16 protein-coding genes are annotated in these 15,865 nt (G+C 70.3%); 11 read left to right on the forward strand and 5 right to left on the reverse strand.

From position 1 onward, the window contains the following. Positions 1-2 precede the first annotated feature (2 nt). The 5 genes from EII35_RS06300 (at position 3) to glpK (ending at position 5,338) form a co-directional block, all read left to right on the forward strand. Positions 3-1,013 (forward strand): ABC transporter permease, encoded by a 1,011-nt coding sequence (locus tag EII35_RS06300; protein WP_125227610.1) that lies wholly within the window; start codon positions 3-5, stop codon positions 1,011-1,013. 12 nt (positions 1,014-1,025) lie between these two features. Then, a complete protein-coding gene (locus EII35_RS06305; RefSeq protein WP_185744208.1) occupies positions 1,026-2,033 on the forward strand; it encodes a sugar ABC transporter substrate-binding protein in 1,008 nt (335 codons plus the stop codon). 18 nt (positions 2,034-2,051) lie between these two features. Continuing rightward, positions 2,052-2,819, forward strand: coding sequence for an SDR family NAD(P)-dependent oxidoreductase (locus EII35_RS06310; RefSeq protein ID WP_125227611.1), 768 nt, complete (start codon positions 2,052-2,054; stop codon positions 2,817-2,819). Between the two features lie 203 nt (positions 2,820-3,022). Beyond that, on the forward strand, positions 3,023-3,787 hold the full coding sequence (locus EII35_RS06315) for an MIP/aquaporin family protein (RefSeq protein WP_125227612.1): 765 nt from the start codon (positions 3,023-3,025) through the stop codon (positions 3,785-3,787). Between the two features lie 27 nt (positions 3,788-3,814). After that, positions 3,815-5,338, forward strand: a complete 1,524-nt coding sequence (glpK, locus tag EII35_RS06320; protein ID WP_125227613.1) for a glycerol kinase GlpK — start codon at positions 3,815-3,817, stop codon at positions 5,336-5,338. A 44-nt stretch (positions 5,339-5,382) separates the two neighbouring features. Here glpK and EII35_RS06325 read toward each other — a convergent pair whose 3' ends face one another. The 5 genes from EII35_RS06325 to EII35_RS06345 form a co-directional block, all read right to left on the reverse strand. Then, complete coding sequence (locus EII35_RS06325; RefSeq protein ID WP_125227614.1) at positions 5,383-5,982, reverse strand: hypothetical protein; 600 nt, start codon at positions 5,980-5,982, stop codon at positions 5,383-5,385. A gap of 184 nt (positions 5,983-6,166) precedes the next feature. Beyond that, on the reverse strand, positions 6,167-7,366 hold the full coding sequence (locus EII35_RS06330) for a galactokinase family protein (RefSeq protein WP_125227615.1): 1,200 nt from the start codon (positions 7,364-7,366) through the stop codon (positions 6,167-6,169). After that, positions 7,363-8,187, reverse strand: coding sequence for a nucleotidyltransferase family protein (locus EII35_RS06335; RefSeq protein ID WP_125227616.1), 825 nt, complete (start codon positions 8,185-8,187; stop codon positions 7,363-7,365). Before EII35_RS06335 ends, EII35_RS06330 begins: the two co-directional genes overlap by 4 nt. A 31-nt stretch (positions 8,188-8,218) precedes the next feature. Continuing rightward, positions 8,219-8,854 (reverse strand): dihydroxyacetone kinase subunit DhaL, encoded by a 636-nt coding sequence (gene dhaL / locus EII35_RS06340; RefSeq protein ID WP_125227617.1) that lies wholly within the window; start codon positions 8,852-8,854, stop codon positions 8,219-8,221. A gap of 23 nt (positions 8,855-8,877) precedes the next feature. Further along, positions 8,878-9,126, reverse strand: a complete 249-nt coding sequence (locus EII35_RS06345) for a PLD nuclease N-terminal domain-containing protein (RefSeq protein WP_125227618.1) — start codon at positions 9,124-9,126, stop codon at positions 8,878-8,880. Between the two features lie 347 nt (positions 9,127-9,473). Between EII35_RS06345 and EII35_RS06350 the strand changes: the two genes are divergently transcribed. The 6 genes from EII35_RS06350 (at position 9,474) to menD (ending at position 15,862) form a co-directional block, all read left to right on the forward strand. Continuing rightward, the gene (locus EII35_RS06350; protein ID WP_125227619.1) at positions 9,474-10,196 is read left to right on the forward strand and encodes a hypothetical protein; all 723 of its coding nucleotides are present in this window, start codon (positions 9,474-9,476) and stop codon (positions 10,194-10,196) included. Beyond that, positions 10,193-11,383: an MFS transporter gene (locus EII35_RS06355; RefSeq protein WP_125227620.1), complete on the forward strand. Its 1,191-nt coding sequence runs from the start codon at positions 10,193-10,195 to the stop codon at positions 11,381-11,383. The genes EII35_RS06350 and EII35_RS06355 overlap by 4 nt, the downstream gene beginning before the upstream one ends. Beyond that, positions 11,380-12,387, forward strand: coding sequence for an AMP-binding protein (locus tag EII35_RS06360; RefSeq protein ID WP_260465037.1), 1,008 nt, complete (start codon positions 11,380-11,382; stop codon positions 12,385-12,387). Before EII35_RS06355 ends, EII35_RS06360 begins: the two co-directional genes overlap by 4 nt. Before the next feature lie 72 nt (positions 12,388-12,459). Further along, positions 12,460-13,392 (forward strand): 1,4-dihydroxy-2-naphthoate polyprenyltransferase, encoded by a 933-nt coding sequence (locus tag EII35_RS06365; protein ID WP_125227666.1) that lies wholly within the window; start codon positions 12,460-12,462, stop codon positions 13,390-13,392. Then, on the forward strand, positions 13,389-14,324 hold the full coding sequence (locus tag EII35_RS06370) for an o-succinylbenzoate synthase (RefSeq protein WP_125227621.1): 936 nt from the start codon (positions 13,389-13,391) through the stop codon (positions 14,322-14,324). Before EII35_RS06365 ends, EII35_RS06370 begins: the two co-directional genes overlap by 4 nt. After that, positions 14,321-15,862, forward strand: a complete 1,542-nt coding sequence (gene menD, locus EII35_RS06375) for a 2-succinyl-5-enolpyruvyl-6-hydroxy-3-cyclohexene-1-carboxylic-acid synthase (RefSeq protein WP_125227622.1) — start codon at positions 14,321-14,323, stop codon at positions 15,860-15,862. Before EII35_RS06370 ends, menD begins: the two co-directional genes overlap by 4 nt. Positions 15,863-15,865 lie beyond the last annotated feature (3 nt).

Raw genomic sequence — 15,865 nt, forward strand, 5'->3', positions numbered from 1 at the left:
CCATGCCCCTGAGAGCCAGTGGAGTCGACCTCAGCCGGTACTCCATCTTCGTCATTCTTCTCGCGGTGATCATCGCGGCGACGTTGCTGAGCCCGAACTTCCTCACCACCGACAACATCCTCAACGTGCTGCGTCAGGTGTCCGTGATCACCATCCTCGCCTACGGCGCGATGACCCTCATCATCGGCGGCATGATCGACCTGTCCGCGGGTGCCGTCATGGCCTTCGCGGGCGTCATTTCGGTGATCGTGTACAAGAGCACCACCAACATGCTGCTCGCCATCATCGCAGGCATCGCCATCGGTGTCGCCTGCAACCTGTTCAACGCGTTCCTCGTGGCCTTCCTCCGCACCCCCGCCTTCATCGTCACCCTGGGCATGATGCTCATCGCGCGGGGCGCGGTGCTGCAGATCACCGGGGGCCAGAACGTCCTCCAACTCGGCGACTTCATCCTCATCGGGCAGGGTCTGTGGGGGTGGATCCCGGTGCCCGCCCTCATCCTGCTCGTCATCACCGTCGTCATCTGGTACCTCATGGGTCAGACCCGCTACGGACGTTCCGTCTACGCCGTCGGCGGCAACGAGGAGGCGGCGCGAGCAGCCGGCATCCCCATCAACTGGGTGAAGGTCAAGGCCTTCGTCGTCAACGGGGTCCTCGTCGGCATCGCCGGGGTGATCTTCATGTCGCGGGTCAATGCGGGCCTGCCCAACGCCGGGGTCGGCTACGAACTCCACGCCATCACGGCCCCCATCATCGGCGGCACCAGCTTCTCCGGCGGTGTCGGCACCACACTGGGCACCCTCGCCGGGGCGCTCATCGTCGGCGTGCTCACCAACATCATGAACCTCATCGGGATCGGCTCCTACGTCCAGCAGATCGTCATGGGCCTCATCATCGCGATCGCGGTCTCCTACGACGTGTGGAGCAAGCGCGGTCGAGTCCGCACCACCATCCTCACCACCGCCACCCCGGACGAATCCGCGTCCGGGACCGAACCACGTACCAGGTCCTAGAAAGGAACAGACATGAGGATCAAACGAACCCTCGCCGGTATCGTCCTCGCAGTGCTCTCCGTGACCGCCACGGCCTGCGGGATCTCCACCACCACCCCCGGCTCCAGCCCCTCCACCGCCGCATCCCGGGAGGCCAAGTCCTCCTACCGGGTGGCCTACATCGCTCGCGCCCAGGTGGACTCCTTCGCGGCCTGGCTCGCCAACGAGATGAAGGCCGAGGCGGCGAACCACCCCAACCTCACCCTCGACGTCTTCGACGGGCAGGCCGACGACGAGCAGGAGAACAAACACATCGAGAACGCCATCGCGGGAAAGTATGACGCGATCATCGTGCAGCCCAACAACGGTGAGGCGCAGCGTCCCTACATCGAGCAGGCCGTCGCGGCAGGCATGGTCACGATCACCACGAATCCCCGGGTGGAGAACATCGCCGGGGCCTCCTCCGTCGACGCCAACCCCTACGACCAGGGTGCTGAGGTGGCGAAGGTGGCGCTGGAGCAGGTGCCCCAGGGCGGGAAGGTCGTCGTGCTCAACGGCCCCGGCGCGAACTTCCACTCCACCGCCCGTCGTGAGGCCTGGCAGAAGGAGTTCTTCGACAAGCGTCCGGATGTGGTCATCGTGAACGAGAACGTGGCGAACTGGAACAAGGACGAGGCGCTGCGGCTCATGGAGGACTGGTCGCTGGCCACCCCGCAGATCGACGCGATCATCTCCATGAACGACAACATGGCGGCGGGGGCCCTCGAGGCGGTCAAGGGCAAGCCCGGCTTCGAGAACATCCTCGCCTACGGCGTCGACGGCACCCCGGAGGCCTGTCTGCTCATCGAGGCGGGCACCATGACCGCCTCCACGCTGCAGAACGCGAAGGAACTGGCCCAGCTCAACATCTCCACCGTCCTGAAGCTCCTTGAGGGGAAGGAGAAGGAGATCAACGTCGACGTCGGCAACCCGCTCATCACCAAGGACAACGTCGCCGAGTACATCGAGCTGTACAAGCAGGCCGGTCTCATCGACGGCTGAGCCGGAAGGGAGAACGAGATGAACGTGCTGGATCGGTTCCGGCTCGACGGGTTGACGGCCCTCGTCACAGGGACCGCCCGCGGGTTGGGACGCGAGTTCGCCCACGCGTTGGCCGAGGCGGGGGCCGAGGTCATCGTCCACGCCAGGACCCGGGAACAGGCCGAGGGGGTACGCGACGAACTGGGGGCCGCGGGATTCGTGGCCCACGCCGTCGCCGGGGATCTCAAGGATCGAGGGTGCATCCGAGAGCTGGTGGCCGAGGCGATCGGGTCGGCTGGGCGCATCGACATCCTCGTCAACAACGCGGGGGCCTGCGTGCACGCCCCGGCTCTCAAGGTGAGCGACGAGGACTGGGACCATGTCATCGACACCAACGTGAACGCCCTGTGGCACGTCAGCCAGGAGGTCGGCGCCCACATGATCTCCCGGGGTGGTGGCAGGATCGTCAACATCGGGTCGATGTCGGGGGTCATCGTGAACCGCCCCCAGATGCAGCCCGCCTACAACGCCTCCAAGGCGGCCGTCCATCACCTGACCCGGTCGCTCGGGGCCGAGTGGGCGCCGCTCGGGGTGCGGGTCAACGCGGTGGCCCCCGGCTACGTCAAGACGGACATGTCACCCGTCGACGAGCCCAGGTTCCAGCAGCACTGGATCGAGGATGCGCCGCAGCGTCGCTACGCCCTGCCCGAGGAGATCGCGCCCGTGGTCGTGTTCCTCGCCTCCGACGCGGCGAGCTTCATGTCCGGCTCGATCGTGGTGGTCGACGGGGGGTACACACTGTTCTAGCCCAGACGGCCACGGTCAAGGGTTTCGGGGCCGACGGGGAAAGGTGCACGCCGGGTGCCCCCGGCCTGCATGAATGTGCACTGTCCTTGTCGGGGGTGCCTCGAGACGGTTAGCTGGTGCCACTGCGTCGGGCCGGATCATCCGGCCCGACGCAGGAGGAATCAGCGCCGGTCGTCGGCGCCCGAGTGACAGTGTTGTCAGGAATGGAGCCTGCTGTGGGAACCATATTTCTATCCGAGACCGTCGGCTCGATGCTGCTGCTGCTCTTCGGCTGCGGTGTCGTCGCGAACACGGCGCTGACGAAGACCAAGGGGCAGGGGACCGGCTTCCTGTTCGTCAACTGGGGCTGGGCCATCGGTGTGTTCATCGGTGTCATCGCCGCCTACAAGTCGGGCGGTCACCTCAACCCCGCCGTCACCCTCGGCCTGCTCGCCAAGGGTGAGACGGTCATGGGGGGCCAGCCCGTGACCTTCGGTCTCATCGTCGCGTACCTCGGAGGACAGATGCTCGGCGCGATGCTGGGTGCCCTGCTCGCCTGGGTGGCGTACAAGCAGCACTTCGACGAGGAGCCGGAGCCGGCCAGCAAGCTGGCCGTGTTCTCCACCTCACCGGGGATCCGCCATCCGCTGTGGAACCTCGCCACCGAGGCCATCGGCACCTTCGTCCTCGTCTTCGGGGTCCTGGCGGCCGGGCAGTACACCGCGTCGGCGGGCAGCGACCCGGCGAACCTCGGCTGGCTGGGCGCGCTGGGTGTGGCCCTGCTCGTCTTCGGTATCGGTGTCTCGCTCGGCGGCCCCACCGGGTACGCCATCAACCCCACCCGTGACCTCGGCCCCCGCATCATGCACGCCATCCTGCCCATCAAGGGCAAGGGCGGCTCCGACTGGGGCTACTCCTGGGTTCCCGTCGTCGGCCCCATCATCGGTGGTGTCGTGGCCGGTCTGCTGGCCGGTCCGCTGCTGCCCTGACCCGTTCCCAACCCTGAAGGAAACATCATGACAGAGAAGAAATACGTCCTCGCCATCGACCAGGGCACCACGTCGTCCCGCGCCATCATCTTCGACCATGCCGGGCGGATCGTCTCGGTGGGCCAGTTGGAGCACGAGCAGATCTTCCCCCGGGCCGGATGGGTTGAGCACGACGCCATCGAGATCTGGGAGAACGTCCGGGAGGTCGTCGCCCAGGCCCTGGCGAAGGCTGAACTCAACAAGGACAACATCGTCGCGGTCGGCATCACCAATCAGCGTGAGACGACGCTGGTGTGGGACCGGACCACGGGCAAGCCCGTCCACAACGCCATCGTCTGGCAGGACACCCGCACCCAGAAGATCGTCGACGAACTGGGCGGCGACGTCGGCCCGGACCGGTACAAGGAACGCGTCGGTCTGCCCCTGGCCACCTATTTCGCTGGCCCCAAGGTGAACTGGATCCTCGACAACGTCGAGGGTGCCCGTGCCAAGGCCGAGGCGGGCGATCTCGTCATGGGAACCATGGACACCTGGGTGCTGTGGAACCTCACCGGCGGGGTGAACGGCGGCGTCCACGTCACCGACGTCACCAATGCCTCGCGCACCATGCTCATGGACCTGCGCACCCTCGACTGGGATCAGGAGATCGCCGCCGACATGGGCATCCCCATGTCGATGTTGCCCGAGATCAAGTCCTCCGCGGAGGTCTACGGCGTCGGTCGGGCCCAGGGACTGCTGCCGGGGGTGCCGATCGCGGGCATCCTCGGCGACCAGCAGGCCGCCACCTTCGGGCAGGCCTGCTTCGAGACCGGCATGGCCAAGAACACCTACGGCACCGGCTGCTTCATGCTCATGAACACCGGCGAGGAGATCGTCCCGTCGAAGAACGGCCTGCTCACGACCGTCTGCTACCGCATCGGCGAGCAGAAGCCGGTGTACGCGTTGGAGGGCTCCATCGCGGTGGCGGGGTCGCTGGTGCAGTGGCTGCGTGACAACCTGCGCATGTTCGACTCCGCACCGGAGATCGAGCAGCTGGCCAGCACCGTCGAGGACAACGGCGGCGCCTACGTGGTCCCGGCCTTCTCCGGCCTGTTCGCCCCGTACTGGCGCTCCGATGCGCGCGGTGCGATCGTCGGGCTCACCCGTTACGTCAACCGCGGTCACATCGCCCGCGCCGTGCTGGAGGCCACCGCCTACCAGACCCGCGAGGTGCTGGACGCCATGGAGGCGGACTCGGGTGTCAAGCTGGCGGAGCTCAAGGTCGACGGCGGCATGACCGCCAACGAGACCCTCATGCAGTTCCAGGCCGACCAGCTGGGTGTCGACGTGGTGCGTCCCGTCGTCGCGGAGACCACGGCGCTGGGTGCCGCGTATGCGGCGGGCATCGCCGTCGGCTTCTGGAACGGTGAGCAGGACGTCATCGACAACTGGGCCGAGGACAAGCGCTGGAGCCCGGCGATGGCCGACGATGAGCGCGCCCGGCTGTACCGCAACTGGAAGAAGGCCGTCACCAAGACCTTCGACTGGGTGGACGACGACGTCGTCGAGTGATCGACGGCAGGGCCCCGCACCGGCAATCGGCGCGGGGCCCTGCTTCACACCCGGATCGGGTCATGCGGATCGACCCGGACACTCTCCAGCCGCTCGTCAGCCTCGATGGCCTCGGCGATGTCCTTCGTGCAGCCGATGACGATGCTGGGCAGGTCGGTGTCGGCATCCAGCGTGAAGGTTCCACCGTCGTCCCACATCCGGTTGGGCAACACCGGTGGGTCGGCAGGATCTTCCAGGGCCCGGCGAAGCTCCGGGGTGACCTCGACCACGAAGTATCCGCGGTGGCCATCGTTGAAGGTCATGTGGCGTGAGCCCTCAGGGCGGGGTCTGTGGGCGTAGCCGTCCCACTGCCCGACCCACACCGTCCCGGTGGCCTGTTCCAGCAGGATCTGCATCAGCGGCACCCGGGAATGAGACGAGTCGGCACCCTCAGCAGGCTCCCAGGGCCATGGCGAGCCACTGAAATCTTGCTGCCAAGGGCGACCGGAAACTGATTCCCAGCTGGCACGGGCCAGATCGGTTCCCGGGGCGAGGTCCGCCCAGCGCACCGGGGAGTGGTCCGGGGTGGTCGCCGGGTTGAGCACCCGGATGATGCAGGGCCAGTCCATCCCCACCCAGGTGCCCCATGAGTGAAGCACCGTCACGAATCGCCGTCCTGCTTCCATGGCAGCGTTGACATCGCGGTTTCGCCGAAGCAAAGCGGCGATTCGTGACCACCCCATCACCATCACGAATCGCCCTCCTGGAGGGTTGTGCAGGGGAGGGTGAAGCTCGAGTCAGGGCAACTTTGATGCTGCGGCCGAAAACCCCTCCTTGTGTGCCGGAGAGTCAATCAGACAGTCTCCGGGCCGGGCCTCCCGGGCGGGTGACCAGCGTCGAGGCCCGGTCCTTCACCTCCGGGAACTCGGCGACGTAGCGCTCCAGCCAGGCCTGGGCGAAGGCCTCGGCCTCGCTGACCGGGACCAGCGCCCACACCGACCCGCCGAAGCCCGCGCCGAAGCTCGCCGCCGCCTTCGCGCCCAGCTCTCGGGCCAGCCGCTGCATCCGGATCGTCTCCGGGACCTGGTTGCCGAGGTTCGTCTCGGCGTTGCGCTGGGAGCGTTCCGCGAGTTCGCCGAACCGGTCGAGGTCGCCGTCGCGGAGTGCTGCCGTGGCGGCCGGGATCAGTTCCTCCGACTCGGTGATGAACGCCTTCAGCCGGGCGCTGAGCTCGTCGTCGTGGGCGACGACCGCGGTGAGCCCCTCCCAGGCGTCCTCGTCGCTGGCGAGGATGTCACCGATGGTGCCGTCCTCCGAGCCCGTCGCGTCGCTCCAGGCCGCCACGATCTCCCGGGTGAGCAGGGAGGCGCGGTTGTACGACTCCAACGCTGCCCCCGTCTTCTCCGCCAGCACGCCGCTCACCCCGACCACGAAGGTCCAATCGGCGGGGAAGGGTACGGACTCGCCCTCGCGGATCGGGCAGAACCGGAACTGGGTGAGCGCGTCGGCGCGGCAGCACAGCATCGCCGTGTGGTCCTCGGAGCCGCCGAACGTACCGACGCCCCGCTCACCAACGAGGGTGCCGAAGCTCATCCCGTTCTCGAAGCAGGCCATGTAGCCGGCCAGGTCCACCTGGTCGTGGATGTTGGCCCGCCACTCGTCGCGGTCACGGAATCCGTTGTGGTCGATGAGGGCCAGCGCCGTCGCGACGACCAGCGCCGAACTTGACGACATGCCCGACGCGAGTGGCAGCGTCGAGTCGAAGACCAGCCGTGCCGGTTTCAGCTCGCCGAAGTTGAGCAGCAACCGGTCGAGGACGGCCTGAAGGTAGCCTCCCCAGTGCCCGGCGGGCAGGTCGTTGGGCTGGCCGGGGGTCAGGGTCAACTCCTCGTCGGGGGAGGCCGACGTCGTCGCGGTGATGCCGGATGTGGCGTCGGACAGCTCGACGGTGATGCCGCGGTCGACGGCGGCCAGCAAGGAGTTCCCGCCTGCGTAGTCGGTGTGCTTGCCGAACACCTCGAGCCGCCCCGGGACGAACCACCGGATCACAGCCGCACCTCGCGATCACCCAGCGCCGCCACCACGGAGGCGATGTCGCCGCGGTTCGACATGTCCAGCACGCCCTGGTCGGCCCTGACGACGGTGTACGGGTCGCCGTGGTCGATGGCCCAGCGGACCGCGTCGGTGATCTCGTACTCGCCCCGGGCGGACTTCGGGATGGAGCGCGCCGCGTCGAAGATGGCGGGGGAGCACAACCAGCAGTTCATGGAGATGACGACGTCGTCGCCGAGCCGGGCGATGGTGGCGGCGTCGGGCTTCTCGACGAGTTCGGCGAGGTGGCCCTGCTCGTCGGCGGTGGCCAGCGCGAAGGCGGCGATCCGGTCGGCGGGGATGTTGGAGCGGGTCAGCATGCCCTCGCGGGTGAAGCCGACGAGCGCGGAGCCGGGCACGTCGGCCAGCAGGGCCAGCGCCTCGGTGGGGTAGTGGTTGTCCGAGTTGATGACCAGCACCCGGTCGCTGCCCGCGAACTCCTCCGCCGCGAGCACGGCGTTCGCGGTGCCGAGTGGTTCCTCCTGGACCGCGTAGGAGATGGTGACGCGTTCCTTCGGCACGGAGTCGTAGTAGTCCCGGATGATGTCGTGTTCCGGCCCGATGACGAGACAGACCTCGGTGAACCCGGCGTCGGCGAGGGCGGAGATGACGTGGTCGAGGAAGGGACGACCGTCGAGCGAGATCATGGCCTTCACGCCGGCGTCAGCGGCCTGCTGCTGCTCGGCGGAGAGCTCCACCCCCTCGGCTGCCTTGCGCATGCGGGACCCGAGGCCGCGGGCGAGAATGACTGCTTTGTGCGGTGCGATGGTGGAAGCCATGCGCGCATCTTATTTTCGATTGCGCGAATGGTCATTTCTCGCCGCGAAGTGCACACAACACCTGGCGGGCAGCGCTTTCCAGCAGCAGCGCCATGGAGCGTGCCCCGGGGTCGACGTGCCCGAGGCTTGCCTCGCCGAAGGTCGCGGCGCGGCCCCGGCGGGACAGCATCCCCGCGGTGGCGTCGGCCCCGGCCCGGGCTGCGGTGACGGCGGCGTCGAGGGCCCCCGCGACATCGTCGGGACGTGCGGCCTCCAGCGCCTCGACGGCGGGGACCAGCGCGTCGACCATGGTGGCGTCGCCGACGACGGCGCGGCCCCTGGCCTGGATGGAGGCGAGTCCGGAGCGCAGCGCCGTCGCGATGCTCGGGATGGTGGGCGGGGAGACCCACAGCTGGCCCACCTTGAGGAAGAAGGTGCCGTAGAGCGGGCCCGAGGCGCCCCCGACGCTGCTCACCAGCGCGATGCCGACCTTGCCGAGGTAGTCGGCGGCGCTCTGGTTGGCCTCCGGGGGGATCGTCGCGGCGGTGGCGAGACCCCGGGCCATGTTCGTGCCGTGGTCGGCGTCGCCGATCGGCGCATCCAGCGCGTCGAGTTCCTCCACGTGGGCCTCGAACTCGGCACTGGCGGTTTTCAGCCAGTGCGCCACAGCCGGGGGTCCGGTCAGCATGTGTGTCCTTCCAGGGTTGTCGTTCAGGGGCGCAGGCCGCGCAGGAAGTCGTCGTCATCGTCAGGCCCCTTGGGTCGGGGTGCCCTCGGCTCCCTGACGGGACGTCCGGCCACGAGCCAGGCGATCGGGCCGATGACGGGGGCGAAGATGAAGGCGAGCGCCCAGGCGGCGCGCGGGAGCAGGCGTACCCGGTCCTCGCGGGCCTGTGAGAGGTCGACGAGGCAGTAGATGCTGAACGCGATCACCGCGACGTACAAGAGGATCCGGAGCACCCCAGCAGTCTACTTGCTCCCAGCCGGTCGTGACCCGTGAGTCTTGCCGGGGGCGGTCACGAATCGCCGCTCTGCTTGGTCTGGAACGTTTCAAACGGGGGTCTCGTCGAAGCAAAGCGGCGGATCGTGACGATCCTCGTCACGATCCCCCGTCTAAGAGGGTGCGCGGATAGGCGCATCCACTGCGGTCGCCCCGGTGACCCCCTGGCAGCGTTGTCCTCCTCGAACGCACCATCCAGTGCGCTCTTCGTCGTCCGCCTTGCTAGGCAGCCACCGTGCCGATCCTCGTCACGATCCCCCTAACCGCGCACCCTCTAAGCTTCTGTGGTCCGGACAGGAGGTGGGCGATGACGCGGCGACGGGTTCCCAGCAGCCAGCCTCAACTCGACCTGCCCGGAGTCGAGCCCGAGCCGTCACGACGGCGATCCCGACGGCCCCGCCGCATCGAGGCGGAGCTCCCCCAGCACCCGGAGACGTGGGCCGAGCAGCCCGGCTTCGACTTCGATGCCGCCCCCGCCGACCCGCCTCTCGACCGGTACGGGCTGCGCGCCCTCGAGCACTGGCGTCACCACGCCCCGCCCGGGCAGCGCGACGTCGCCGACCCCCGACGCTTCTTCGCCGAGCTGGGGGAACGCCTCGCCAACCGGATCGAGGAGCTGGCGACCCCCGAGGAGGCCGCCCTCCCGGCAACGCTCCCGCCGCTCGAGCGGATCGGCCAGATCAGCCGCATCCGGCGCCGGGCCGAGGAACTCGCCCTCACCGAGCAACTCCAGCTCATCGACGAGATCGGGCAGGCCGAGGAGCGTCGCCTCGAGGACCTCCTCAGCTCGCTGCCCTCCTCGGAACTCGTCGACGACGAACTGGTTCGCCTCGAGGACGAAGTGGCCCGGAGTCACGAACTGGATGCTGACCCCACCCCCACCACGACGCAGGAGCAGGCCCGGGAGGAACTCATGCGGATGCGGGACCTGCTGGCCACCGCGCACGACCCCGCCAAGGCCGTCGCCGAGCGCATCAAGGCAGCCGAGGAGGCCCGGAACCTGACCGGACGCTGGTCCCGGCGGACATGAAGCGCCTCCCGTCGCGCTGGCCCAGGTTCCTCAGCGCCTACGCCCTGTCCATCGCTTCGGACCGCTGGTTCGACGCCGCCATCCCGGCACTGTCACTGCTGCTCCTCGGCGACCTCCACGGGGTCGCCCTTCACCTGATGAGCTTCGGCTGTGCCCGTCTGCTGGTCAGCCTCGGCGCGCCCGGCCTCATCGCTCGACGACCCTCCCGACCCTGGCTGGCCATCGTGAACCTCGCCACCGCTGCCGCGATGATCGGGCTCGGGACGGTCCTGATGACCCAGGCCCCACAGTCGATGCTGCGTCTCGGGATCGTCCTGGCGGGGACGGTCCTGGGGGCGGCAGCGGGCGTCGAGGCCGTGGTGTTCGGCGCCACCGTCAAGGCGACGGTGCCGCCGGAGCGGATGGGGTCGGCCCAGGCGCACCTCGAGGTCGCCGACTCGGTCATCAGCCTCGTTGCCCCACTGCTGGCCACCTGGCTGTTCCTGGCCTGGCAGCCGGGGCCGGTCCTTGTCGCGGCGGGTCTCGTGTACGTGGTGGTGTCCGCCCTGCGATGGCCCTGTGTCATCCCCGCCCCGGGTGTCCGGGACCATCGCCTCGGGATCCTCGCGCGGCTCACGATCCCGTTTCAGGAGGGGGAACGGCGTCACATCTCCATCGGCGTGCTCACCGCATCCCTCCTCGTGGCGCTCAGCGTGCCGGTGGCCGCGGAGCGGCTCGGTGCGCTCGGGCTGTCTCCCGCCCTGTCCGGGGTGGTCATCGCCGCGACCTCCCTCGGCAGCATCCCCGCCGCACTCCTGGCGGGGCGGGTGGCCCACCGGTTGGACGGGGCGAGGCTGGTGCTGGTGTGGGCCCTTGCCGGTGCGTCCCTGTTCCTGCTGGGCCTTCAGTTCAGCGTCAACCTTCCGCTGACCCTGGCACTCGCCGCGGGATTCGACGCCTGCGTCTGCTGGGTCTTCGTGGTGGCAGGGACCGCCCGCACCAAGGGGGAGGAGACCGTCGACCTGCTCGGCATCGCGTCGACCATGTCCGTCCTCGGCGCAACGGTGCCCGTTGTCGCCGGTGGGATCCTCCTCGGCTTCCCCTTCGGCAGGGCGACGGTTGGGGTGAGTGCCCTGGCGTGCGTTGTCGCCTGCGCGCTCTCGGCCCGTCCGCTCACCTCCCTGGGCGGCGGTAGGGTCGCGACGTGAGCCTCAGTGACGTGCAGCGGATGCTGGAGGGGGGACCCGCCCTCTGGTTCGACGACTCGCCCCGGCCCGATCTCCCGCCACGGATCGGGGCCGTCGTCGCGACCTCCGGGACCACCGGTAGCCGCCGCCTCGTCGCGCTCGGCAGGGACGCCCTCGTCGCCGCCGCCGACGCCGCCCACCGTGTGGCCGGGGACCTCACCTGGCACCTCGCACTGCCCTCCCACTACGTCGCCGGCCTCATGGTGCAGGTGCGGTCCCTGCGGGCGGGGCGACCCGTCCCCGACGCCGGGAGCGACCTCGCCGCACTCACCCCCACCGGCGACGGCGACGCCATCAGCCTCGTCCCCACCCAACTCCACCGCGCCCTGGGCGATCCCGACCTCGTCCGCCGTCTCGCCTCCCTCGACCTCGTCCTCATCGGCGGCGCCCCGCTCGGCCCCGACCTGCGATCCCGCGCCGAGACGGCGGGAATCCGGGTCGTCGAGAGCTACGGCATGAGCGAGACCTGCGGCGGCGTCGTCTGGGACGGCGCCCCGCTGCCCGGCGTCGCCGTCGACCTCGACGACGGCCGGATCCTCCTCGGCGGCCCCACCCTGTTCGACGGCTACCTCGACGATCACGAGGCCACCGCCGTCACCCTCGTCGACGGCTGGCTGCGCACCCGGGACCGCGGCCGCTGGGAGCAGGGACGGCTCCACGTCGAGGGTCGCATCGACGACGTCGTCATCAGCGGTGGCGTCAACATCGACCTCGCGGAGGTGCGACGCGCGGTCGAGGCCATCGACCCGCAGGCCGCCGTCGTCGCCGTCGCCGACCCGGAGTGGGGGCAGCGTGTCGTCGTCGCGGGCGCGACGGGCGACCTCGCCTGGTGGCGGGAGCGGCTCGCCGAGCGACTGCCCCGCCCCTGGCTGCCCCGCCAGCACCTCGCCCTGCCGGTGCCGCGCACTGACGGCGGCAAGCCGGATCGTGCCGCCCTCGAACACCTCGCCGCCTCGCCGCAGTGACGCCGTCGGTGAGGCCCCGCAGGCGTTGAGCCTCTACCATGACCCATCATGAGCTTGAGAGGTGGCGCCGAGATGGGGGATCGCCGGGACGAGCGCCGAGCCGCTCCCGTGGGGCAACGTATCGGTGTGTGGCTGGCGGGGGCGCGTCCCCGCACCCTGCCGGCCGCCGCCGCCCCAGTGCTCGCCGGGGTCGCCGCCGGGATCGGCGCGGGACTTCAGGTGCCCACGTGGCGGCTGCTCGTCCTGCCGCTGCTGTGCGTCGTCGTCGCCCTCGCCCTGCAGGTCGGGGTCAACTACGCCAACGACTACTCCGACGGTATCCGAGGGACCGACGACGTGAGGGTCGGGCCGACGAGGCTCACCGCCTCCGGCCTTGCCAGCCCCGGGGCCGTGCGCGCGGCCGCCTTCGCAAGCTTCGCAGTGGCGGCGGTCGCGGGACTCGCAGTCGTCGCCCTCTCCGGGTTCTGGTGGCTGCTGGCCGTCGGCGCCGCCGCCATCCTCGCCGCCTGGTTCTACACCGGTGGATCGCACCCGTACGGCTACCTCGGGCTGGGTGAACTCATGGTGTTCGTCTTCTTCGGGCTCGTCGCCACCGTCGGCACCACCCTCGTCACCTTCGCGACGGTGCCGCCCGCCGCCTGGCCCGCCGCCGTCGGCGTCGGGGCCCTCGCCAGCGCCCTCCTCGTCGTCAACAACCTCCGCGACCTCACCCGCGACGCGGAGGTCGGCAAACACACCCTCGCGACCCGGCTCGGGGACCGGGCCACGCGGCTGCTCTTCGTCGGGCTGATCGTGGCCGGGTTCCTCAGTACCTTCGCCTTCGCAGCCCTCACCACCTGGTGGGCGCTGCTCGGCCTCGCCGGTTTCGTGCTCGTGCTGGCCCCGGTCGCCCGGCTCCTGGCCGGTGCCGTCGGCCGTGACCTCATCGCGATGCTGCAGGCCACCAGCCTCACCGAACTCGCCCTCGCGGCCGGGCTGCTCCTCGGCGTGGCGGTCGGGTCGTGATCGTCTTCGACCTCCCCCTCGACGTCCCGTTCCGGGGCGTGACCCGCCGCCAGGGGATCCTCATCGAGGGCCCGGCGGGATGGGCCGAGTGGAGCCCCTTCCCGGAGTACGACGACGCCGAGGCCGGGCGCTGGCTGCACGCCACCCTCGAGGCCGCCACCTCCGGCCATCCCCGCGCCGTGCGGGATCGGGTGCCGGTCAACGGGATCGTCCCGGCGCTGCCCCCCGACGAGGCGGCCGGGCGTGCCGTCGCCTCCGGATGCGCCACCATCAAGATCAAGGTGGCGGCCCCCGGGGGAGGGCTCGCCGACGACGTCGCCCGGGTCGCGGCCGTCCGCGCCGCCCTGCCCGGGGCGGCGATCCGGGTCGACGCCAACGGCGCCTGGACCCTGCCAGAGGCGATCGCAGCGGCTGCCGCCCTCGCCCCGTTCGGGCTCGAGTACATCGAGCAGCCCTGCCGCGACGTCGCGGACCTCGCCGAGCTCAGACGCCGCCTCGCCGGGGAGGTGGCGATCGCCGCCGACGAGTCCATCCGACGCGCCGAGGACCCGCTGCTGGTGCGGGACCGCGGCGCGGCCGACGTCGTGGTGCTGAAGGTGCAGCCGCTCGGCGGCGCCCGGAACTGCCTCCGGCTCGCCGCGGAGCTGGGGCTGCCCGTGGTGGTGTCGTCGGCGATGGACTCCGCGGTCGGGCTGTACGCGGGACTCCGGCTGGCCGCCGCCCTGCCGGAGCTTCCCTTCGCCTGCGGCCTGGAGACCGCGCGGCTGCTCGCCACCGACGTCGCGTCCCCGCCGCTGATCGAGGCCGGGACGATGACGGTGGGCGAGGCCCCCCGCGTCGAGGACCCGCCGACCGCGGCCCCCGAGGTGAGGCGGTGGTGGCTGGAGCGGCTGCGTCGCGTGACGGAGCTCACGGGACGGGAGCTGCCATGAACTCGCCGCTGCTCGGCGTCGTTGCGGTGGAGGCGCTGCTCGCCTCCGGGGTCCGGCACGTCCTGCTGAGCCCCGGATCCCGCAACGCGCCGCTGTCCCTCGCCCTCCACGCCGCCGACGAGGCGGGCCTGCTCACCCTTCACGTCCGCATCGACGAGCGGGTCGCCGGGTTCATCGCGTTGGGGATCGCGAAGGCCAGCCGGTCGCCGGTCGCGGTCGTGACGACCTCCGGCACCGCCGTCGGGAACCTGCTGCCCGCCGTCATGGAGGCCAGGGCCAGCGGGATCCCCCTGGTCCTGCTCACGGCCGACCGGCCCGCCCATGCGGTGGGGACCGGCGCGAACCAGACCACCGACCAGGTGGGGCTGTTCGGTGCCCAGGTCCTGGGCACCGTGCGGATGAGCTCCAGCAGCGGCGACGAGCGCTCCTGGTGGGGGCAACTGACCCGGGCCGTCGCCCTCGCCACCGGGATCAGGACCCGCCTACCGGGTCCTGTCCACGTCAACGTGGAGTTCGACCTGCCGCTGGTCGACGCGACGGTGCGGCCCCCGGCGGCCCAGCCCCCTCGACCTGTCCTCGCCTCGAGCAGCGGGGTGAGCGTCCACGAGGTGACGACGCCGGCCCGGACGGTCATCCTCGCCGGCGACGCGCCCCCCGCGGTCGGGGCGGAGGCGCGGGCGCTGGCTCGGATCGCGCGGGTGCCGCTGCTGGCCGAGCCCTCCAGCAATGCGCGGTCGGGGGATGCGGTGCCGCGCTACCGTGAGCAGCTGGCCCGCCTCGGCCCCGAGATCGAGCGGGTCGTCGTGTTCGGGCATCCCACGCTGTCCCGCCCCGTGACCGCCCTGCTGTCCCGGGACGACGTCGAGGTGATCGTCGTCGCCGACCGGGCCGACTGGGTCGATCCCGGGCACGTCGCCGCGCGCGTCGTCGACCGGGTCCTGCTCCCCGAGGGGGATCCCGACTGGTACCACCGGTGGGACCGTGGCGTGCCGGAGCCGACGGGGCTCACCTTCGAGGCGGTCGCCGCGGCCGTCGTGCGCGCCGTCGGTCCGGGGGAGCACCTGGTGTTCGGGGCCAGCTCCAGCATCCGGCACGCCGACGTCGCCCCCGTCCCGGAACACCCTGGCACCTGTCATGCCAACCGCGGCCTCGCCGGGATCGACGGGACGCTGGCCACCGCGACGGGGATCGCGCTCGCCACTGGCGCCCCGACGACGGTCCTGCTCGGGGACCTCACCCTCCAGCACGACCTCGGGGCCCTCGTGCTCCCGCCGAGCGAGCCAACAATTGATCTACGCGTCATCCTTGTGGATGACGATGGGGGGTCGATCTTCGGCCAGCTGGAGCAGGGGGCTCCAGAGTTCCGCCGTGCCTTCGACCGCGTGTTTCGTGCACCCCAGGGGGTTGACTGTTCCGAAGCGGCACTCACGTTCGGCTGGAAGGTCGACAATGTGAGAAGCTTGGCCGCGCTTGAGTCGCGACTACGCTGCGGATTCTCTGGCCGAGAGTTACTGCGTGTGGTCCCGGCAGCGGGATAGCCT

The organism is Arachnia propionica (assembly GCF_003932785.1).
Lineage (GTDB): Bacteria > Actinomycetota > Actinomycetes > Propionibacteriales > Propionibacteriaceae > Arachnia > Arachnia propionica_B.